The 21,914-nt window shown below is 53.5% G+C and carries 12 protein-coding genes; 8 read left to right on the top strand and 4 right to left on the bottom strand.

From position 1 onward, the window contains the following. Nucleotides 1–116 precede the first annotated feature (116 nt). From ACQ4N7_RS13760 to ACQ4N7_RS13750, 3 genes are read right to left on the bottom strand one after another with little or no spacing between them, the layout of a single operon-like run. The gene (locus ACQ4N7_RS13760; RefSeq protein ID WP_430712077.1) at nt 117–533 is read right to left on the bottom strand and encodes a hypothetical protein; all 417 of its coding nucleotides are present in this window, start codon (nt 531–533) and stop codon (nt 117–119) included. Further along, the gene (locus ACQ4N7_RS13755) at nt 530–1,015 is read right to left on the bottom strand and encodes a hypothetical protein (protein WP_430712076.1); all 486 of its coding nucleotides are present in this window, start codon (nt 1,013–1,015) and stop codon (nt 530–532) included. Before ACQ4N7_RS13755 ends, ACQ4N7_RS13760 begins: the two co-directional genes overlap by 4 nt. Nucleotides 1,016–1,059: 44 nt before the next feature. Beyond that, nucleotides 1,060–2,193, bottom strand: coding sequence for a ParM/StbA family protein (locus tag ACQ4N7_RS13750; RefSeq protein ID WP_430712075.1), 1,134 nt, complete (start codon nt 2,191–2,193; stop codon nt 1,060–1,062). Between the two features lie 604 nt (nt 2,194–2,797). On the opposite strand from ACQ4N7_RS13750, the gene ACQ4N7_RS13745 reads away from it, so the two are divergent. The 6 genes from ACQ4N7_RS13745 to ACQ4N7_RS13720 all read left to right on the top strand — a co-directional run bounded on the left by ACQ4N7_RS13745 (nt 2,798) and on the right by ACQ4N7_RS13720 (nt 18,427). Beyond that, nucleotides 2,798–3,115: a hypothetical protein gene (locus ACQ4N7_RS13745; protein ID WP_035985554.1), complete on the top strand. Its 318-nt coding sequence runs from the start codon at nt 2,798–2,800 to the stop codon at nt 3,113–3,115. Between the two features lie 10 nt (nt 3,116–3,125). Then, nucleotides 3,126–5,804: a MobF family relaxase gene (gene mobF, locus ACQ4N7_RS13740; RefSeq protein WP_430712074.1), complete on the top strand. Its 2,679-nt coding sequence runs from the start codon at nt 3,126–3,128 to the stop codon at nt 5,802–5,804. A 674-nt stretch (nt 5,805–6,478) separates the two neighbouring features. Beyond that, a complete protein-coding gene (locus tag ACQ4N7_RS13735; RefSeq protein WP_430712073.1) occupies nt 6,479–7,303 on the top strand; it encodes a hypothetical protein in 825 nt (274 codons plus the stop codon). Nucleotides 7,304–7,358: 55 nt separating this feature from the next. Further along, a complete protein-coding gene (locus tag ACQ4N7_RS13730; protein ID WP_430712072.1) occupies nt 7,359–10,874 on the top strand; it encodes a CHAT domain-containing protein in 3,516 nt (1,171 codons plus the stop codon). A 53-nt stretch (nt 10,875–10,927) separates the two neighbouring features. Beyond that, nucleotides 10,928–14,440: a CHAT domain-containing protein gene (locus tag ACQ4N7_RS13725; protein WP_430712071.1), complete on the top strand. Its 3,513-nt coding sequence runs from the start codon at nt 10,928–10,930 to the stop codon at nt 14,438–14,440. 432 nt (nt 14,441–14,872) lie between these two features. Next, nucleotides 14,873–18,427: a CHAT domain-containing tetratricopeptide repeat protein gene (locus ACQ4N7_RS13720; RefSeq protein WP_430712070.1), complete on the top strand. Its 3,555-nt coding sequence runs from the start codon at nt 14,873–14,875 to the stop codon at nt 18,425–18,427. 79 nt (nt 18,428–18,506) lie between these two features. Here ACQ4N7_RS13720 and ACQ4N7_RS13715 read toward each other — a convergent pair whose 3' ends face one another. Then, nucleotides 18,507–19,778, bottom strand: coding sequence for an IS256 family transposase (locus ACQ4N7_RS13715; RefSeq protein WP_430712069.1), 1,272 nt, complete (start codon nt 19,776–19,778; stop codon nt 18,507–18,509). On the opposite strand from ACQ4N7_RS13715, the gene ACQ4N7_RS13710 reads away from it, so the two are divergent. Together ACQ4N7_RS13710 and ACQ4N7_RS13705 are read left to right on the top strand one after the other, a co-directional pair. Beyond that, nucleotides 19,777–21,045 (top strand): DUF7363 domain-containing protein, encoded by a 1,269-nt coding sequence (locus ACQ4N7_RS13710; protein WP_430712068.1) that lies wholly within the window; start codon nt 19,777–19,779, stop codon nt 21,043–21,045. The genes ACQ4N7_RS13715 and ACQ4N7_RS13710 overlap by 2 nt on opposite strands. After that, a complete protein-coding gene (locus tag ACQ4N7_RS13705; RefSeq protein WP_430712067.1) occupies nt 21,039–21,824 on the top strand; it encodes a CHAT domain-containing protein in 786 nt (261 codons plus the stop codon). The genes ACQ4N7_RS13710 and ACQ4N7_RS13705 overlap by 7 nt, the downstream gene beginning before the upstream one ends. Nucleotides 21,825–21,914 lie beyond the last annotated feature (90 nt).

Genomic DNA, 21,914 nt, shown 5'->3' with positions numbered 1-21,914 from the left:
CGAAATCTGACTGCCTGACACCTCTCTGGAAACCCCTAATTTCTCAATAAAGACATTGAATGTAGCAAAAACATTCGCCTCATAGGCATCCAGGCTTCATGCTGCTATCCCCTAAATTAATCCCTGTCAATCTGTGGAATATCGGCTTTGACAGTAAGGGAATAAACGAGGGTATTTTCTTCTATTTCTTGGTGATCTCCAATGTCTTTCTGTAGCTCCCGCCGAATGATGGCAAAACGCTGCACATCTGCCTGTGTTAGCCAGGCGTCAATCTCATAGAATGTCTGTCCACCTTGCCGTTGCGATCGCAACGTGAGAATCGTCTCTGGCAGGTGGTAAGCATCGCCTCTAAACTCGATATTCAGATCGCGCCCCCGTTCCACAATCGTGTAGAACTGCTTGCCCTCAAACACCCGCTGCCCCCGGTGCTGCCCTTGGCAAAACCGCTCCAGCAGCAGCACCGCCGTTCCCGCAATCTGCTCCTGGGTCTGGCGGTCAACGGAGATCGGTGTTCTGGGGCGCGGCGGAGTCACGTCAGGTCATTGATAAAGGGATTGAGCCCCGCCATGATGGCGGCATCATCACCCAAGAACTCCCGCAGCGGCTGATCCACCGGCCCTGGATCGGGCAGAGTTTTGATGGGTTCTGCTGGGGTAGATGCTGTGGAGCCCTTCGCTGATCGCAAATGGCGTGGAGTTGGCCCTACTGGGAGATCTGTCATAGTCGGCAGCACCGAAGTATCAAGGGCCTCTAGCTCTGGGAGAAACTGTTCCTTGATCTCTAGAATCTGAGTCGTCAACTGCTGAATCGATCGCATCGCCTGCCGCCGAATTTCATCTTTGGGGGCTTGAACCGCTGCCATGGCAAATGGCCCATAGCAGCCATTTAGGGCCGATCGCATACGGGCATGGAGGTCGTGGCGAGATTTTCCCCGGCAGTAGCCAATCACTGCGACATCCAGCTCATCCCGGCTGGAGTACTGAATCCGGGCTTTTGTTTCTGACGTTTGGGTCATTCCTCTGAGTCCTTATCGTTGCTGCGATTGGGTAGAGTTTGGCGCTAGCGAGCCTGGGTTGGCTTGGCGCTGTACATGAACGTTTTGAACAACCCATAGACATCGGCCCAGCGAACGCTAGTGATCAAGTCGGGTTCTGCTGTACCCTCCTGGCCTCGCAGCACGTCGCTCATCTCCTGTCGCAGGGCCTCGGCCCAGGTAATCTGCTTAGCAAGCCCGCGCTGGTCAAAAAATTGCTCCAGCTCTGGCCGAATGAAGTAGGCGGCACCCCCACCGACAATCACCTCCACCTCAGCCGAGGGTAGCCACTGTACCAAAAACTGATTCACCCGATCCAAATAAAACTCTCGGGCGTAGCTACAGGCTCTGGTCAGATCGAGGGATTCCTTACGACCTGGGACATGAAAAGTGGGATGCCCTTGAAGGATTGCTTCCAGCAGGGCTGGATCGTCGGGAGCGACACCTGGCAGTTCAGTGGCACACTGCTTCAGGTATTCCACAAACCCTGGCCCCTGGGAGGTGCTGTTGGTTTCCTGGGGTGTGCTGCCTTTCTCGAAGGTGAGGATGGAGAGATTGCGGTGGCCAAACATAAGGACGACGACGGTGGAGTCGCGAATCCCTACCCCAGCTCTGGCCAGCTGCAACCCCTTGGCCAGGTAAAGCCCGGCCCCCTCTGGTTGCATCTCGATGCGCTCTAGCTGCCCAAATAGAGACCGGCCTCGAAAGCTGAAGTCTGAGATCGCCCCCAGAATCTGAGCCTTTAGCTCCTTGCGGTCTTGCCAGTATTCTTCCAACGGCAGCAGCAGACCCAGCTGAGCGGTGAACTCACATCCTGAGCTGTCGATGTCCTGAGCTGCCAGAGTCTTCTCAGCGATGACGCCGAGGGTGGCCAAGATTTTGTAGACAGCGCGATCGCGTTTGGGCAGAGCCAGACCCGAGTCACCTTTTTGGGCGATCGCTAAGGCCCCAATGGCATAAGCACTATTGCCCACCATCACATAGGCACTGTCCTCCGGTTCCTGGCTAGTCAGCCCGCCCAGCATTAGCCGGTCGAGCCGAGCAGGGTTCAATCGAGCCACCTGGGGGTCGAGGTGCAGCAGGTAGGGCTGGCCCTGCCAGTAGAGACACTTGGTAGCAGAGCTGCCCATGTCGATGTAGGTCTGGATGATTTGGGTCATATTTGAATGCCAATGACAGCGTTTAATCAACAGCTTGAAGATGCAAGAATTCCTTCAAGCTGGTTGATCGATATCTGTATTCTGAGTTGTCGTTTTTATTCACGACTTAATAACGACTGAATTGTTATCTTCAGCAAAATCCATCATCGTTTTGATGGCCGATGAATTTCATTCACGACTTATTCACGACTTGATAACGACTTGTCTATCCAGAATCTAAGACGAGCCTGGAATCACCCAATCATTCACGACTTGATAACGACTTAATCACGACTTCTCCTTTTATGGGATGCAGATTTCCATCAATTGAGTGATGAATAAAAACAAACTGTGCAGCTTTCTGAGCTGAACAGAATGGGTATTCTCTGTGGGCTAAAACAGAGACTATTGCTCCCTATCCCCCTCGCACAAAATGCCCCGGCAAAAGCCTGACGGGCCGCCCTGGGGGCTACGCCACTCCACTGCGTTTCGTAGCTCCGCGTTTCACACACCACGCCCAGCCCTGGGCCAGGGGGTTACCGAAACCCCGCAATATCAGGGGTTCCAGGCATGGGAGCCAATGGCCAGTCGTTTACGAATCACTGACGAATTCACGAAAAAGCTCATGGGTAAAGGATTTAGCGTCTCGTTGCCCCTCGAAGAGGCAGCGATTGTCGAGAAAGAGGCCAATCGGCTGGGTCTGCCCGCCGCTAGCATCATTCGCCTGATGATGCGCGATGGTCAGCAGCGCCGCGAACTGGAGCGGCAGGTGGATGACCTCAAGGCCCGGATGGAGCTGCTGCAAGTGCAGTTTCAGGGGCTCCAGATTTTGCTGGAGACCATCGCCTTGGAGCAGGCCAATGCTCGGGGGCCGCAGGCACTGGAGAATCGCAAGGCGCTGATTCAGGAAATCCGCAAGCGCCAGGGCTTGGTAGAGGGCTAGGAGGTCAGCCATGCTCAGCCTGACGGTGATCAGCGCCAACCAGGGCGAAACCTACTACACCGCCGAGAACTACTACACCAGTGAAGAGAACCAGGCCCACTCCAGTTGGTGGGGCCAGGGGGCCAAGAGCCTGGGGCTGGCAGGCCAAGTGCAGGGAGGCGACTTCAAGAACCTGCTCCATGGCTCCCATCCCCAGGGGCACCAAACTCTATCGGGACGAGAGATTGACCCGGAGCGCCATCGAGCCGGGCTGGATTTAACCTTTAGTGCGCCCAAGAGCATCAGCCTGGCGGCTTTGGTTGGGGGAAATGACGCGATAGAGCAGGCCCATCGCACTGCTGTTACTCGTACCCTGGCCGTCATGGAGGAGCGCTACGCCCAAACACGGGTGCGGACGCAGGAGGGCAGGCAGGCGATCGCCACCGGTAACCTAATTGTCGCCCAGTTCCACCACGACACCTCCCGTGAGAAGGATCCGCAGCTGCACACCCATTGTGTGGTGATCAATGCCACGCAGCTGAACAATGGCCGCTGGCAGTCGCTCCACAACGACATCCTTTTCAAACAGCAAAAGCTGTTGGGGATGATTTACCAAAACGAGCTAGCGGTGGAGGTGCAGCGCCTGGGTTATGGCATTGAGCCCAGGGCCAACGGTCAATTTGAACTCCGGGGGTATCAACCCGACGACCTCCAGACTTTTTCCAAGCGGCGGGAGCAGATTTTAGCGGCGGTGGAGGAGAACGCGACGGCCCAAGAGCGAGAGCTAGCAACCCTGATGACCCGAGCCCCCAAGGGGAAGGAAATTCCCAGAGAAGAGCTGCGCACATACTGGCAGCAGCAGGCCGAGGCGCTGAAGCTGGAGCACCCTCGACCCCAGGTGCTGGACTGGCAGAGTCAGCCGAAGCGGGCTACCCAAGCCGGGCTCACCCACTGCGCTGAGCGGGAGGCGGTGTTCCATCGGGAGCAGGTGGAGCGGTTTGCCCTGGAGAACCATTTGGGGCAGCAGTGCTTTGATGACGTGCAGCAGACCTTGGATACCGATCCGGAGGTGATTCATACCCATGACCAGCGGCTGACTACTCAGACGGCAGTGCTGCGGGAGCTGGAGACCATTCGCACGGTGTTGGATGGTCGGGGGGATGTGGGGGCTATTGCTTCTCCAGACTTGGTAGAAGCACATCTGCGCGATCAGGGTCTGACCGAGGGGCAGGTGCAGGGCGTGATGTTGGCGGCCACCACCCGCGATCGCTTCATCGCCTGGCAGGGGGTCGCCGGGGCGGGGAAGAGCTACGCCCTGAACCAGTTTCGCCAGATTGCGGAGTCCCAGGGCTACACCGTCCGGGGCTCTGCCCCGAGTGCGGAGGCGGCAAAGTCGTTAGGCGACTCGGCCCAGATTCAGCCGGTGGAAACGGTGGCGGCGTTGCTGTGTGCTCAACCGGTGGAACCCAATCCGTCTCAGTCTGAGATTTGGGTCGTAGACGAGGCGGGGCTCTTGAGTGCCAAGGATGCGCTGGCCCTGGTGACCAAGGCCCAGGTGCAGCAAGCCCGAGTGATTTTGGTGGGAGATACCCGGCAGCTGTCGGCGGTGGAGTCGGGCAACCCGTTCAAGAGTTTGCAGCAGGCGGGCATGGCGACGGCCTACCTCACCCAGTCGCTGCGGCAAAAGAACCAGCAGATCAAGGCGGGGGTTGACCTGATTGCCGCTGGGGAGATTGCGTCGGGGATGCGGCAGTTGAAGCCGTACATCCACTCAGTAAGCAGTCAGGAGGCGAGGGCGGCTGCGATCGCCCGTGACTATCTCGCCCTGACTCCAGACGAGCGAAAGAAGACCCTGCTGCTAGCGGGCACCAACCAGGAGCGGTTAGCGATCACTCAGCTAGTGCGGGAGGGCCTGAAGGCAGAAGGAACCCTGGATCAGAGTTTGACGGTGAAGCGGCTGAAGGCAAGGGATTTGACGGAGACCCAATCGAGCTATGCCCACCATTTTCAGCCGGGGAATGTGCTGATTCCCCAGGCCAGCTACAAGCGGCTGGGATTAGAAAAAGGGCAGCGCTACGAGGTGCTGGCGACGGGTAGCCCCAGCAATGGGCTGACGCTGCGGGGGCCATCCGGGGCGGCGTTACAGGTGGATCCAGCCCAGATCCGGCGGAAGTCGGTGTATGAGGTGGAGGAGATGGAGATTGCAGTAGGCGATCGCCTGCGGTGGACGCGCAATGACCATGCCCTGGGGCGACGCAATGGCCAGGAGTTTGAGGTGGTGGGGCTGGAGGAGGGGCAGGTGATGATTCGCTGGGGACGGGGGGAGTTGGGATGCTTCGAGAGTTTGGAGCTAGCGCATCTGGACTATGCGCTGGTTAGCACCACCTATGCGGCCCAGGGCAAGTCGGCAGAGCGGGTGATTGGGGCGTTGGATCGCTATGTGGTGCGGGAGAGCTTTTATGTGACGGTGAGCCGGGTGAAGCGGGAGTTGCGGCTGTATGCCTCGGAAGATTTGGATCGGCTGATCGAGCGAGTGGAGCGATCTCGGTCGAAGGAGAACCCTGGGGAGGCTTTGGAGTTAAGGATTGGGCTTCCCCAGCTTGCTGATGGGAAGACACTGGTGAATGGGGGATTTCCAGGTGCAAGGGCTGAACCAAATCTAACTCCAACTATTTTTAGGAGAGATACAAAGGAGTGCCTGGAGCGCTAGTGGAAAACATATAGAAGATTCTGACAGGTTCTAGAAGAATTCGGAATACTCTAGAAGTGCCGTGTAGATTTAACTGGCGACCTTGAGGAAAATTAGCATGAATGGGACTTTGCGACAGGAGTTGCCAGACATATCCGCGATGCTGCAACCACTTTTGCAGTAGCTTTTTAGGCCTGCAACTGAAGATGTATCGCAAGATACATCTTTCCCAAAATAAGTTGACGGAGGTAGGGTGTATCCTGGTTTTGCAATAAATAAAAATGCTTAGTCGTCAAATCTACGAGAATCAATGGCTTTCAACAGCGTCTCAGACTTAGACTTACAAGTCGGGGATGCACCCTGGAGGTACTCGTTAGATTTGGCACAGGTATTATTTGTTGTCATACATTTAGAGGAACCTTTGGAATTTACTTAAAATTCATGATGATTCAATAATCTAGTCTTTATTATTGTGATGGAAAGTGGCTTTCTGCACTCCAAGCTGAAGTCCGTCATTGGTAAGCCTAATCGATCTAAGTTTTGCAAATATGCAATGCATACTAACGACATCTTGTATTCAAGGATCAGATATTTTCTAACTTTTCTAAAAATATATCAAGTTTGATTTGTAACCTGCTTTATGTTGGTTCGAATATTTTTCAACTTTGGTCAGCACAAAAAACAAAGGTTAGCTCATGAATAAAAATCAATCAGCAAGAGAAGGACAATTAACTCAAGCAGCTTTTGCATTAGTACAGGCACTCAATCAAGTCACTGATGAAAACCTGCCAGGAAAATTAGCTGGAATAGTAAAGGTACATGCAGGGATTGGTGTTGGGTGTGTCTTCATTCCAGTGCCTGGCGCAGATTTATTTGCAGCTTTTGGTAACACATGGACAATGTATGTGCGTATCAATAGGGAGCTTGATCTACCTTTTACCAAAAACTTTGTTAAAAGCATTGCGACAGGAATTTTGTCTAATTTGGCATCAAATGCAACCATACTAGCAGTTATTGGTTTTGGTTCTGCTCTAAAGATTTTGCCTGGAGCTGGCACTATTGCCTCTTATACTGTTATGAGTGCAACAGTTTATGCTGCTACGATCGCAGCAGGCTATGTCTACATGAAAGCTCTTGCAGCATTGCTCAAAAACAAAGGTGCAGGACAAGTTAAGGAAGAAGATTTCAAAGCAGCAGTCGCCACAGTCATGAAGGATAAAGCGGCTGTTCAATCAATCTTTAAGTCTGCCAAGGAAAGCTACAAGCAAACTGATTCCAATCTGACTGATTTGGCTAAAGAGCTAGCAGAACTAAAGCAGAAGATGCAAGAAAGTGCAGTCACTTCAGCCCAGATAGATGTTGTAGAGGAAATTGCGTTAGCAGAAATGGCTGCACAGCGAAATGATCTGGAAAAAACATTCAAACGACTAAGGAATGCAGGTGAATGGGCATTGCAAAATGCGGATGAATTAGAACTTAGTCTTGCAGCAGCAGCATTGAGAACAGCACTAGGGCAGTAAGGCTTCTTTTGAATGATGTTCAACACTTTCACAGTCCTTTTTGAGGAATAGTTCAGTGATAGAAAACCAGCGGATGCAGGCCTGTGTGGATTTGATTGAGCAACTACTGAGGTGCCCTCAGGGAGAAGAGGCGGCGTTGTTGCAGGCGAATGCAGAGCTGGTGGATGCAGGGCTGGTGGCGGTGATGGGGCAATATGCCGACTGGCTTAAGAGCCAGGAGAATAGTAATGCCCTGTGGCTGCGGCAGTTTGCAGCGCAGTTGGCGCAGGCGTTAGGATTTGAGGAGAGCAGCCCGTCGAGTGCAACTGCTGGAGATGTAATAGGGTTTGCTGTGGAGATGATGCAGCTGATTGCACAGACGAAGGGGGATCGAGCGCAGGTTTATGAGTTTTTTCGGGCCAATGTGAGGCGATTGGATGAGACGTTGCTGCGGGCGTTGCCAAGTCTTTTTGAAATACTCATCCAAGAGACCGATCAGTTTAAGGTTGTGGTTGCATTTTATGACTTTGGCAATTTAATTCAGCAGTTTTCTCATGGCAACAGGATGCTGAACTTGGAACTGAGTATTGTGGCTTATGAACAAGTTCAAATTCATGCTCGCGATACCTTTCCAGAAATCTGGGCAGCGACGCAAGATAACTTGGCACTTGCTTATATGAACCGTATACAAGGAAGTAAATCCCAGAATATTGAGAAAGCTATTATCGCCCTTAAACGGGCTTTGGATATCAAGGTTCGATTTACTTCACCAGAAGAGCAAGCACTAACACAACTTAACCTTTCGAATGCCTATTTTCATAGATTAGAAGGAAATCACGCGGATAATTTAGAGCAATCAATCATTTTCTGTGAACAATCCCTAAAAGTTTTTACTTATAAAGTCTTTCCAGTTTTGTGGATAGGAGCTCAGAGAAATCTTGCCATTGCTTATGTGAATCGAAAACGAGGCGTCAAAACACAAAATATTGAGCAGGCAATCGATATTTTTCATCAAGTTCTTCGAGTTATAGACCACTTAGATCCTACCCAGAAATGGGATTGGGCCGCAACGAAAAATAGTCTAGGAAATGCTTATGTTCAGCGCATACAAGGAAGCCGAGCAGAAAATATAGAGCAAGCTATCATACTCTATGATCAAGCACTAAGCGTAAGGACTTTCGATGCTTTCCCACAAGACTGGGCTATGACTCAAAATGGTTTGGGCTGTGCTTATAACAGGAGAATAAAAGGCGATAGAGCAGAAAACATAGAGCAGTCTCTTCTGTGTTATCAAAAAGCATTAGAGGTATATTGTAAGACTTCACGATATGACCAGGCTTTAACTCAAAACAACTTAGCATTTGCCTACTGGCAAAGACTACGAGGTAGCCGTTCTGATAATTTAGAGAAGGCAATTGAAGCTTACGATCAGGTTTTACAAATCTTGTCTGAGCAAGGTAATTATAATTCCGAAAAATGGGCAATAACACAGCAGAACCTATCTAATGCCTACAGCGAGCGTCTTCAAGGAAATCGCGGCGATAATTTAGAGAAGGCAATTGAAGCTTGTCAAGAGGCTCTAAAAATCTATAACTGTCAGGACTATCCAGAAAACTGGGCTACTACCCAAAATAGCTTGGCAAACGCATATATGTATCGGCTTAAAGGTGATTACAAAAGTAATCTAGAGCGAGCAGTTTTAGCCTATCGAGAAGCCTTGAAGGTTTACACGAATACTGATTTCCCAGAAGACTGGGCTATGGTTCAAAACAATTTGGCATTTGCTTACTGGCAACAGTCTAAAGGTCATCTCTCCGATAAACTTGAGCTTGCCATAGCTGCATATCGGCAGGCATTAGAAGTTTACACTTTTAACACATTTCCTAATGAATGTCGCCGCACTGCCCGCTATCTAGGTAATTTGTACTTTGATCAGCAAAATTGGCTGCAATCCGCTAAAGCAAGTTGCCGTGCTATTCGTGCTGCCGAAGTACTCTACCAGTCTTGCATTTTGCCAGACAGCAAAGTTTCGGAACTTACAATTGCTGATGGGTTAATGAGCCATTGCGCCTACGCTTTAGCTCGTATAAAACATTTAAAGGCTGCAGTTTTAGTTTTAGAGCAGCACCGTGCCCGTGGCTTCAGCGAAGCCCTTGATCGCGACAGAACCAACCTCGACAGCTTAAGAGACCAAAACGAAACCCTTTACACCCAATATAAAAACATCACCCAACAACTCCGCAACCTCGAAGACCTCCAGCGAGATCGCATGGTCAGCGCTGATCGTCATATTATCACCCCCGAAGATCTCCGCAACGAAGCCACCCGCCTCCGAGCAGAACTGACTATCACTCTCGGCCAAATCCGCAAACAACCGGGCTATGAAACCTTTCTCACCCTCCCCACCTTCGCGGATGTCCAAAAAGCTTCCACTCCGGACAGCCCCCTCACTTACCTCCTCACCACCCCCGCAGGTAGCCTTGCGCTCGTCGTTACTCCAGACGACATCCACCCCATCTGGTTTAACGACTTCACCAAAACCCAGCTAACCGAACTGCTAAAAACCTGGTTTGCAACTTACAGCAACGCCCGCAATGATCGTCAAACCTGGCTTAACACCATCGACCAAACCACCCACCAACTCTGGGAACCCCTCATCGAGCAGATGGCTCAGCAAATTAAAGAGCTAGGATTTGATCGCATCATTCTCATCCCCACCGGCTACCTCAGCCTCCTCCCCCTCCACGCTGCCTGGACTGAAGACAATAGCAAACCTGGAGGTCGCCGCTACGCTATCGATAACATCCACATCACATATGCCCCCAACGCGAAATCCCTCACCGCCGTTCGGGAAATCGTGGCTTGCACTAGCAACGACTCCATCTTAGCTATCAACAATCCTACTCAAGACCTCGATAACACCGAGATAGAAGTCCAATCCGTCATTGCCCACTTCTCAAATCCCACTGTTTTAAACCGTGGGGAGGCCACCATAGATCAAGTGCGATCGCAGCTGCCTGAAGCCGCGATCATCCACTTCTCCTGCCATGGCACCGCTAACCTCAACGAACCCCTCGCTAGCGGTCTGCTCATGAGTGATGGCCTCCTCACTCTCAAAGACATCTTCGCCCTAAACTTGACCAAAGGCGATCGGGGTATCCGCCTTGCCATCCTCTCCGCCTGCGAAACTGGCATGATCGGCACCAAAAACACCGACGAAGCCATCAGCCTGCCCACCGGCCTGCTCCAAGCCGGGGTCGCCGCCGTCATCGCCTCCCTCTGGTCTGTCTCCGATCTCAGCACCATGCTGCTGCTCACCCGCTTCTATGATCTTTGGCGAAATGCTGAGCTAGAGCCCCCTATCGCGCTGACCCAGGCTCAGCAATGGGTACGCGACACCACCAACCAGCAAAAATATGATTATCTCAAAAGTCACTTTCAAGCCCTGGTAAGCCAAGGGCATATGTCTGAGCAGGAGGTTAACCTCTTGCTCAGCGAGTTTATGATTCACTACATCTACGAGGACGGCCCCAACAGCCGGAGCTTCGCCCACCCCTTCCACTGGGCCGCCTTCAGCTATACCGGCGTCTAACCCACTGGCTACAATTGGGGCACCTTCCTCACCCTCACTACTGGAGGCCCACCATGTCCTCCGATCGCCCATCCCAGCCAATTCCCCCCATCTTCCTAGCAGATGTCGAACTCGCCCAGCAGGCCGCTGTCGAGTATCAGCAGAGTGGAGACCCCACCCCTCTGCAAACCGTGATCGCAACTTGGGCAAAAATCCTCAGCCACCCAGACTTTGCTACCGCTGACGCCACCTTCCAGTTCGCCGCCTACCACGATGCCGCTGGTGCCTACTTCAACCATTACTGTGCGACCAACCGCCTTGACGATCTGCACCAGGCGATCGCCCACCTACAGAAAGCCTTGACCTTGGCTGCTGCTGATGCCGATGCCCGTGCCCGGTGTCTGAGTAACCTGGGCGGCCTGCTGAGCCAGCGCTACGCTCACACTGGCGATGAGGCTGATTTAGCCGCCGCTATCCAATCCGCCGAAACTGCGGTGCAGCAAACTTCCCCCGACTCCCCCGACCGGGCGGCTCGTCTCAGCAATCTGGGACAGGGGCTGAGCACCCACTACAGCCACACCGGCAACCCTGACGATTTAGAGCAGGCCATTGTGGTCTACCTGGAAGCCCTCCAGCAGACCCCACCCGATTCGCCTTCCATGGCGTCGCGCTGCAACAATCTGGCCTCGGTTTTGCAAGACCGCTATCACTATGCTGGAGACACCACCGCCCTGGATGCGGCGCTGCAAGCCTTCGAGATGGCGGTTAATCTGACCCCGCCCCAGTCCCCCGCCCTGCCGCTCTATCTCAACAACCTGGGCAATACCCTTAGAACCGCCTACCTGAATACCGGGCAGCTTGACTCCCTGGATCGTGCCATCCAGTATGCTGAGCAGGCGATCGCCCAATCTCCCAAAACCTCTATCGACCGGACAGGCTACCTGAACAACCTCGGCAACGCCTTGCGCAATCGCTACGAAGCGACCGGTGAGCTGACTGATCTAAATCGGGCGGTGCAGGCCTATGAAGAGGCCGTCGAAACGACAACCGCTGGCTCGGTCTATCGGCCCATGTTTTTGCACAATCTGGCAGTGGGCCTGCGCAACCGTTACTTCCAAGCCGGAAGCCCTGAGGATTTGGAGCGAGCGATTGATTATTTTGAAGCGGCAGTGCAGCAGTCACCCGCCGGTTCGCCAGAGCTGCCGGGGTATCTGAGTACCCTGGGTACCGCCCTGGATGATCGCTACAGCCAAACCGGCAGCCTGGAAGACCTAGACCGGGCGATCGCCACCCACCGGCAAGCGGTAGCCCAAACCCCCACCGATGCCGCCAATTTGCCCATCCACCTGAATAATCTAGGTAACGCCCTGCGCAATCGCTATACCCGCACCCGGCAATTCCAGGACTTAGAAGCAGCGATCGCCAATTACCAACAGGCCGTCGATCGCACCCCCGCCGACTCGGTCTATCGGCCCAGCCGTCTGAATAATCTGGCCAACGCCCGGCGCGATCGCTACACCCACACCCACCAGCTCACGGATCTGGAGCAGGCGATTCAAACCTATGAAGCGGCGCTTGCCGTCGTCCCTGCCGAGTCCACCGAACGGGCTCCCCTCTACAACAACCTGGGCAATGCCCGGCGCGATCAGTTTCACCACACCCCCGACCTCGACACCCTAAATGAAGCTATCGCCGCCTACGAGCGGGGTCTCCAGCTCACCCCGACCCAGTCGCCGGAGTACCCCAGTCGGCAAAATAACTTGGCGGCGGCCCTGAAGCAGCGCTTTGGGACCACGGGCGACGAGGCCGACCGAACCACGGCCCGAACCCTGTTTCTTCAGGCCATTACCCAGGGGCTGGAGATGGCCCCCGAAGCGGCACTGTTGGCCGCTCGCTCCTGGGGCGATTGGGCGACGGAACGAGCCGCCTGGGAGGAGGCCACAACGGCCTATCGCTATGGTCTGCAAGGGATAGAGCAACTGTTTCGTGCCCAGGTGCTGCGCCAGAGTAAAGAAACCTGGCTGCGAGAAAGTCAGGGCATGGCGGCTCAGGCGGCCTATGCACTAGCCCAGGTCGGCGACTTAGCTGGGGCGGTGGAAGCCCTAGAGCAGGGGTTGGCGCGGCTGCTGTCGGAGGTGTTGGAGCGCGATCGGGCCGATTTAGAGCAGCTGCGGGCATTGGGGTATGGGGAGAAGTGCGATCGCTACCAGGCCGCCACCGCCCAGTGGCATCGTCTCGCCCAAAGGCCATTGGAAGCTCCCGATTCTGAAAGGCTCGGTGAAACAACTAATTTTTCTGCGGTTCGAGCGGATTTAGAGGAGGCCATCGCCGAGATTCGCCAGGTGCCGGGCTATGGGAATTTTCTCAAACCCCTGACCTTCGAGGCAATTAGCGCGGCAGCCCAGGCGGGGCCGTTGGTCTACATTGCGGTGACCGACATCGGTGGGCTGGCACTGTTGCTCAAACCTGATGGGGCAGTAGCGCCCTTGTGGCTGCCTGAACTAACGGCATCGGCGCTGCGCCAGCAGTTGGTGGGCCGCGACGAGGCTTCGGCGGCGACCAGCTACCTGGGTGCTTACGACCAGTGGCGACAAAATCAACAGGATGACTTGTGTCGCGATCGCTGGTTTACGGCGATAGACACCACCACTCGCTGGCTATGGACGGTGTTGATGGGGCCACTGGTGGCAGCGCTGGCTCCGGCAGACCGCGCCACGCTGATTCCGGTGGGGGTGTTGGGGCTACTGCCGCTCCATGCTGCCTGGGTGGAAGATGCCACCCAGCCCACGGGGCGATGCTATGGGCTAGACCGGCTGATGCTGACCTATGCACCCAATGCCCGAGGGTTGATGGCGGCCCAGGCGATCGCGGCGCGGCAGCTTCCAGAGCGGTTGCTGGCCATTGCCGATCCGCAGCCGGTGAAAGCGAATCCCCTGGAATATGCCGAATCTGAAATCGCGGTGGCGGCGTCTGTGCTGCCTCAGCATCAGGTGTTGAGCCATGGGGATGCTACCCGCGATTGGGTGAAGGCGTTGTTGCCAGACTATACGGTGCTCCATTGCTGTTGCCATGGCTATGTCAATGTGGCAGAGCCTCTGGAGAGTGGGTTGGTGATGGCTGGGGATGAGGTTCTTAGCCTGGAGGATTTGCTGGAGTTGCGGTTGATGGGGGCGCGGCTGGCGGTGCTTTCGGCCTGTGAAACGGGGGTGGCGGGGGTGACGTTGCCCGATGAGGTGGTGAGCTTGCCGACGGGGTTGTTGCAGGCGGGGTTTGCGGGGGTGGCGGCGTCACTGTGGTCGGTGGAGGATGTCAGCACGACGATGCTAATGGTGCGGTTTTATGAGCTGTGGCGAGTGGCGGGGTGGGAGCCGGGGGCGGCGTTGCAGGGTGCCCAGCGGTGGCTGCGGGATACGACCAATATGGAGAAGGCAGCTTATTTTAGGGGGCTGCTGAGTGGTGGGGCGGAGGTTGGGGTGGATTTGGGGACGGTGGATCGGCTGTATAAGGCGGTGGTGCTGGCGGAGCCGGGGGAGCGAGGGTTTGGTTGGGGGTTTTATTGGGCGGCGTTTGGGTATGTGGGTTTATAAAGGGAGCAGGATTGGGGTGTTGTTGTTTGGAGAAATCAGCGTGAATGAACAACGGTTGCTGCTGATTGATCAACTGCTGAGTTGTTGAGTTGTTGAGCTATCTTCGGGGCAGGGAAAGAGAGCTGGTGGCAACTAATTTAGAGCTGGTGGATATATAGCGGCTCCCGCTAGCATGAGGTACGCCGAGATGCCTGTAACACTTATGCAACAAGGTTTTTACTGTACTACATCCGGTCAGGAACCGCTATAGAGCTGATGGTGACTATAGAACAAGAACAGGTGGTTTCTTATCTAGAAAACCAGGAGAAAAAATACTAAGAGCCTATCCGAAACCTCTGTTTTGCCCTCAAGATATTAAGGGTCTTAGATAGTTCCCGGATAGGTACTTAGAGGTGATGAGGCTTTAAATCATAGTTGGAAGAGGCAATAGAAGTGACACAAGCGAAACACCAAGGGGCAGAAGCCGCACAAAAGTTTTTGTTAAAGACGTTGCAGTTAATTGTCGATAAGCAAGGCAATCCACAGCAAATCTATCCGGTGTGGGCACATCAACAGGCCCAGTTTAATACCGACCTGCTAGCGGTATTGCCGATCGTTGCTGCACAGTTGCTGCAAGACGATGTAGAGCAGTGCACGATAATTTCAGCTGTATTAGTAGACTTTGGCAATCTAATTAATCAGTTTCCTTTGGGTACGCGCTGGCTCAATTTGGAGTTGGGTATCGCTACATACAAGCAGGCTTTGCAAGTGAGAAGCCGTGACGCTCTACCCATTGAATGGGCGGGGACAATGATGCATCTAGCCAACGCTTACGCTGCCCGTATTCGAGGTGACCGGGCGCAGAATATTGAAGAGGCAATTAATATTTACCAGCAGGTGCTTCAGGTGAACACACGCGATGCCATGCCTGTTGCGTGGGCAGGGTCAATGAATAATTTGGCACTCGCTTACCGAAGCCGTATCCGGGGCGACCGGGCACAGAACATTGAGGAGGCAATCGTTGCCTACCAGCAAGCGCTTCAAATAAGGAGCCGCAATACCATGCCTGTTGAGTGGGCACAAACTATGAATAATCTGGCGACTACTTACGCTACTCGTATTCGGGGTGACCGAGCAAAGAACATCGAGGAGGCAATCGTTGCCTACAAGCAATCGCTTCAGGTAAGGAGCCGCGATGCCATGCCTGTTGAGTGGGCACAATCAATGAATAATTTAGCACTTGCTTACCGAAGCCGTATTCAAGGTGACCGAGCACAAAATATTGAGGAGGCAATTGACGCTTTGCAGCAGGCGCTTCAGGTGGCGACACGCGATTTCAGACCCGTCGAGTGGGTAGATTTAATGAATAATTTGGCACTCGCTTATATCGATCGTATTCGAGGTGACCGAGCACAAAATGTTGAGAGGGCAATCGATGCTTTGCAGCAGGCCCTGCGGGTGAGAAACCGCGATGCCATGTCTGTCGAGTGGGCAGATTTAATGAATAATTTGGCACTCGCTTACATCGATCGTATTCGAGGTGACCGAGCACAAAATATTGAGGAGGCAATCGATGCTTTGCAGCAGGCCCTGCGGGTGAGAAACCGCGATGCTATGCCCGTTGAGTGGGCACAGTCAATGAATAATTTGGCTAACGCTTACCGGAGCCGCATCCGAGGAGATCGAGCACAGAATATTGAGGAGGCAATTAATACCTACCAGCAGGCTTTACAGGTGAGGAGACGCGATGCTCTACCCCTTGAATGGGCCACTTCAATGAGTAATCTGGCATTTGCCTACATTGATCGTATTCGAGGCGATCAGGCGCAAAACATTGAGGAGGCAATCGATGCTTTGCAGCAGGCCCTGCGGGTGAGAAACCGCGACGCCATGCCCGTTGAGTGGGCACAGTCAATAAATAATTTGGCACTCGCTTACCAGAGCCGTATCCGAGGCGATCGGGCACAGAATATTGAGAATGCAATCACTGCTTACCAGCAGGCACTTCAAGTTATGACTCCTGATGCCATGCCTGTTGAGTGGGGGCAATTAATGAATAATCTGTCACTCGCTTACTACTTACGGATTCAGGGTGACCGGGCGCAAAATATCGAAGAGGCAATCGCCACCTCGCAGCAGGCCCTACGGGTGAGAAACCGCTACAATCTACCTATCAAATGGGCAGCTTCAATGCATAATCTAGCACTCGCTTACGCAGACCGAATCCAGGGGAACCGGGCACAGAATATCGAGAATGCAATAGTAGCCTATAAATCTAGCCTAGAGATATATACTCCAGAATTTTTCCCACACAACTGCCGCAGAACTGCTCGCAATTTGGGCGATCTGTACTTTACAAAAAAGCACTGGGCAGAGGCAATCACTGCGTATCAAACTGCATTGCAAGCCGCCGAAACCTTATACCAAAGTTCTAACTTGCTTGATGGCAAAGCCGCTGAATTGAACGAATCCGCTGATCTCCCTCGCTGGGCGGCCTATGCTCTGGCCAAGATAGGCCAGCTTTCAGAAGCGATTAAGACCTTAGAGCGAGGTCGTGCTCGTGGCCTCAGCGAAACCTTTGAACGTGATAGAACTAACCTCGATCAACTTAAAGTACAAAACGAGAATCTTTATATCAAATACAAAGAAACTACCCAACGGCTCCGTAATCTTGAAGCTCAACAGCGGGAGCACATGACCAGCGATGACCGCAACAGTATCACCTCAGCAACTCTCCGTAAAGAAGTAACCTGCCTTCGAGCAGAACTGATCACCACCCTCGACCAAATCCGCCAACAACCGGGGTACGAAACCTTACTCACCCTCCCTACCTTCGAAGACATTCAAAAAGCTGTCACCCTCGCTCACCCCCTTGTCTACCTCCTCACAACTCCTGCGGGTAGTCTTGCCCTCGTCACTACCCTAGACGAAATCCATGCTGTCCGGCTTGACAACTTCACTGACACCTATCTCACTGACTTCCTACAAACCTGGTTCGCCGACAACAAAAACTCCCTAACCGATCGTCAAACCTGGCTCAACACCATTGAAGACAAAACCCAACAACTTTGGAAATCTCTCATGGGACCACTCATACAGCAACTCCAAGAGAAGGGAATCGATCGCATCACCCTCATCCCCACTGGCTACCTCAGCCTTCTTCCTCTCCATGCCGCCTGGACGGAAGACCCCAGCAAACCTAATGGCCGCCGCTACGCCCTTGATGATCTCCATATAACCTACGCCCCCAACGCCAAATCCCTCACCGCAGCACGAGCAATCTCAGATCAAGTACCGGTCCGATCCATTCTCGCTATCGACAACCCCAGCCAAGACCTGTCTCACTCCGAACGAGAAATTCAGGCTGCAATCTCGACCTTTTCCCAACCGACTGTACTTCGCCACGAAAAAGCAACATTAGAACAGGTGCGGTCTCAATTACCCAACGCTACCATCGCTCACTTCTCCTGCCACGGTACCGCCAACCTGAATGAACCCCTTACTAGCGGACTGCTCATGAGCGATGGACTCCTCACCCTCAAAGACATCCTCGCCCTTAATCTTGCAGATACAACCCAAGGTAACCATGGCCTCCGCCTCGCTATTCTCTCCGCCTGCGAAACCGGGATGATCGGCATCGAAAACGCAGACGAAGCCATCAGCCTCCCCACTGGCCTGCTCCAAGCAGGAGTCGCCGCTGTAATTGCCTCCCTCTGGTCAGTCTCCGACCTCAGCACCATGCTATTGCTTACCCGCTTCTATCACCTCTGGCGTCAAGACGATCTAGAACCCGCTGCTGCTCTCCGAGCCGCCCAGCAATGGCTACGTGACACCACAAACGGTGAAAAGGCTGCTTACTTCAAAACCGCCTTGACAGCACAATCCAGTGTCAACACGCCAGGTAGCACCGCCGACTATCTGTACAAGCAAATGCTCTTATCCCCTCCTGACCAGCGTGACTTTGCCCACCCCTTCCACTGGGCCGCCTTCAGCTATACCGGCGTGTAATCTTGTCCATGTCCCAGCACCAAGAGATTAACCATGTATTCGTCAGGAGATATTGTCAAATCTGGTGTATGGCTAGAACCTAGGCAGCGTCCTGCATCTGGGTCACATCGGGTGTGTCATCGGCCCGGCATCCATCTTTGAACGGCACTCCTTCAATCACATCAGCGAGGTGTTTAAAGCCTCGAATTCTGAGCCAGCTCTTTTGGGCACTCTCGACCAACTTGAACACCAGTGCCAGGATGGTGTCCTTGGAGACACAGCCTCGGGTCTGGTCGGTTCTGAGCCGCACGGTGGCAAAGGTCGATTCGATGGGGTTAGTGGTGCGAATATGCGCCCAATGCTCAGCGGGGAAGTCGAAGAAGGTCAGCAGGACATCCCGGTCTTTGGCTAGACAGGTGGTGGCCTCGGGATATTTGACCTGGTAGGTTGCAATGAAACGATCAAAGGCTTGATTGGCCTCGGTTTTGCTCTCCGCTCGGTAAATCTCCCAGATCGCGCGTTTGGCCTCCGGCTGCTGACGTTTGGGAAGTTTGTTGAGTACGTTAGCGGTCTTATGCACCCAGCAGCGCTGGTTTTGGGTAGTGGGAAACACCTGGGGCAAGGCTTTCCAGAAGCCCAAGGCCCCATCGCCAATCGCCAGGTGAGGAGCCTGGGATAGTCCCTGGTCTTTGAGCCGCAGCAGTAAGGCTTTCCAACTCAACTCTGATTCCCGATACCCCGACTCCAGGCCCAGGAGTTCCTTACGGCCTTTATCGGTGACCCCGATGATGACCAACAGGCACTGCCGCTCATCGGCGCGGATGTTGAAGTAGATGCCATCCGCCCAGATATAGACATAGCGCTGTTGCCGTAACGATCGCTGTTGCCAGGTCTGGTGCTCCTGACTCCACTTGGCTTTCAGTCGGCCAATCGTCGCGGGAGAAAGCCCTTTCGCCTCTGTCCCTAGCAGCGACGACAGCACCTCACTAAAGTCCCCGCTAGAGACCCCTTTGAGGTACAACCACGGCAGCAACTCCTCCACGCTACGGGCGCGTTTTAGGTACGGCGGCAGTAACTGGGAGGTGAACTTTACCCCGCTGCCACTACGGTCGCGCACCTTCGGCACTTGAATGTCTACCTCCCCCACCCCGGTCGTAATCGTGCGTTCGGGCAAGTAGCCGTTGCGCACAACGGCTTGCCGGCCTTGCTCATCTCGTCGGTCTCGATATTGCGCTAAAAAGTCCTCCAGTTCCGCTTCGACGGCTTGCGCGATGATTTGTCGGGCTCCTCGTCGAATCAGATCGCTCAACGCATCGCTGAAACTCTCGGTTGTTTCGCTCGGGGGCAATGCAATAAGATTGTCGTCATTCATGGTGTATTCCTTCGCTGGTTACCTTGTTTCATCCAGCAGGATACGCCCTTCCTTCTTTTCCCTCCATACACCAGAAATCAACATAACTCATTCGTCAGCAGCTATTTTTGAAGCCGCCCATGCCATTCGCCCTTATTTGAGCAAATTACTCGATGCTGAACTGGCGATCAAGATTGACCAGAAACTGGCTGATTTACCTGCGCAAGCCGATAATGGGCAGCCGGTTGATAACCTGATCTTAGAACTTTTAGCATCACAGGAACCTACCCGTGAATGGATGTGGCTCAGGCTAAGTCAACAACAGTCTGAGACATTAAGAACATGGACTCCTGGAGCTGACCAAAGAGCCGCTGACCAAAGAGCCGCTGAGCAGAGAGCCGCTGACCAAAGAGCCGCTGAGCAGAGAGCCGCTGACCAAAGGGCCGCTGAGCAGAGAGCCGCTGACCAAAGAGCTGCTGACCAAAGAGCCGCTGACCAGAGAGCCGATGATCATGATCCAGTGAAGAATGATACTGAAGAACATGATGCCTCTCTCATTGACTGTTACGTTCATGCTGAAATGGATGATCATGTCATTGTTCAACGAGTTACTACGGTAGAGGTAATTATCTCGGAAGATATGATTGAGTTCGTTAGTTCTGCAACTTCTAAGAGTGAAAAAGTTCAGATTGATGCTCTGAAATCACTGATTGTGCATGTCATTCCCAAAGTCAATTTTGAATCTGTTGGAGAGTCCCACGTTGAGATTGAGTCCCTCAACATAGAAACTCCTCAACACCTTTACTTTGACCTCAGACCGACTCATCTGGGTGAGGGTGAAGTCTGGGTAGTCTTCCGTCAATCACAGCTGCCGCTGCTGACCCTTGCCCTCGTGCCACAAATCGTTGCATCAAAAGCCCAAATTCCGCAGCGCCTCTCCGCTAACGGCTCGATTCAAAATATTCCTAAATTATCAGAACCCTTACATCAGCTTCGAATTATCGAGCGCCGCAATGGTACCCAAATTACCTATGACTATGAATTAGATTCACCCGCCCTCAATATTCTGGGTCGCTATGAATCAAAGCCAATTACCAGCGATCGCCAACAGTATGTCGAAACCCTTTACCGAGAAATCGAATCGCGCTGGTACAGCTCGCAAGAGGATGTCGAAGCCTTCGCGGCGGAACTGCGAGGCTTTGGTGGGCAGCTCCTGGATGAGCTTTTTCCCGAAGCCCTCCAACGTCAGCTCTGGGAGCATCGCAGGACATCCAAAGCATCATGGTGATTTCCACCGAGCCATTTATTCCCTGGGAACTGGTTCACCTCAAGCCACCCAGTCAAGCCTTTCTCCCCGATGAAGTCTTCTTTTTGGGACAGTTGGGGCTGGTGCGATGGCTCTACGATGTCGGTTTTCCGCCAGAATCCATCATACTCCGGCCCGATCGCTGTCGTTATGTTATTCCTCACTACCCCGACAACTGCTATCGGTTACCCCAGGCCGAGCAAGAAGCGCAGTTTCTAGAGCAAACGTTTCAAGCGACTGCGATCGCACCTCAACCCAACCCGGTGCGGCAAGCGCTTGAATCCGCCTCTTTTGATTTGCTGCATTTTGCTGGACATGGACAAGCGGAGCACGGATCGACAGCAACAGCCAATCTGCTGCTAGAAGGCCGGATTGAAGGTGGAAAGTATATTCCAGCTTCTTTGAGTGCCACCACAGTCTCGCAATACTGCCGGTTCCAGACGGTGAAGAATCAACCGATTGTGTTACTCAACGCCTGTCAGATTGGTCGTACCGGATATGCCTTAACGGGCATCTCTGGTTTTGCGCAAGCGTTTCTCAAAGGAGGTGCCGGTGCTTTCATTGGGAGCCTTTGGGCGGTGGGCGATCGACCGGCGCGAGTTTTTTCAGAAGCGCTCTATATGGCTTTACTGGCAGGTTCTGATTTAGCTGAAGCGAGCCGAAAAGCCCGAGAAAAGGCAAAGGCCGCAGGCGATGCGACTTGGTTAGCCTACGTGGTTTATGGACATCCCTATCTCAAGGTGACGGTGCAGAAAGGCTAATGAGATTGCCCCCCTCTACGGACGGTGCGGAGTGCGATGGGATGCTGAAGGTTTGGGCAATTCTCCGGAATGAATCAGGAATAATTAGAT

The organism is Nodosilinea sp. AN01ver1, from assembly GCF_050565655.1.
In the GTDB taxonomy this organism is placed as follows: domain Bacteria; phylum Cyanobacteriota; class Cyanobacteriia; order Phormidesmidales; family Phormidesmidaceae; genus Nodosilinea.
The sequence above is the reverse complement of the archived record's forward strand: the minus strand, read 5'-3'. Positions and strand labels throughout refer to the sequence as shown.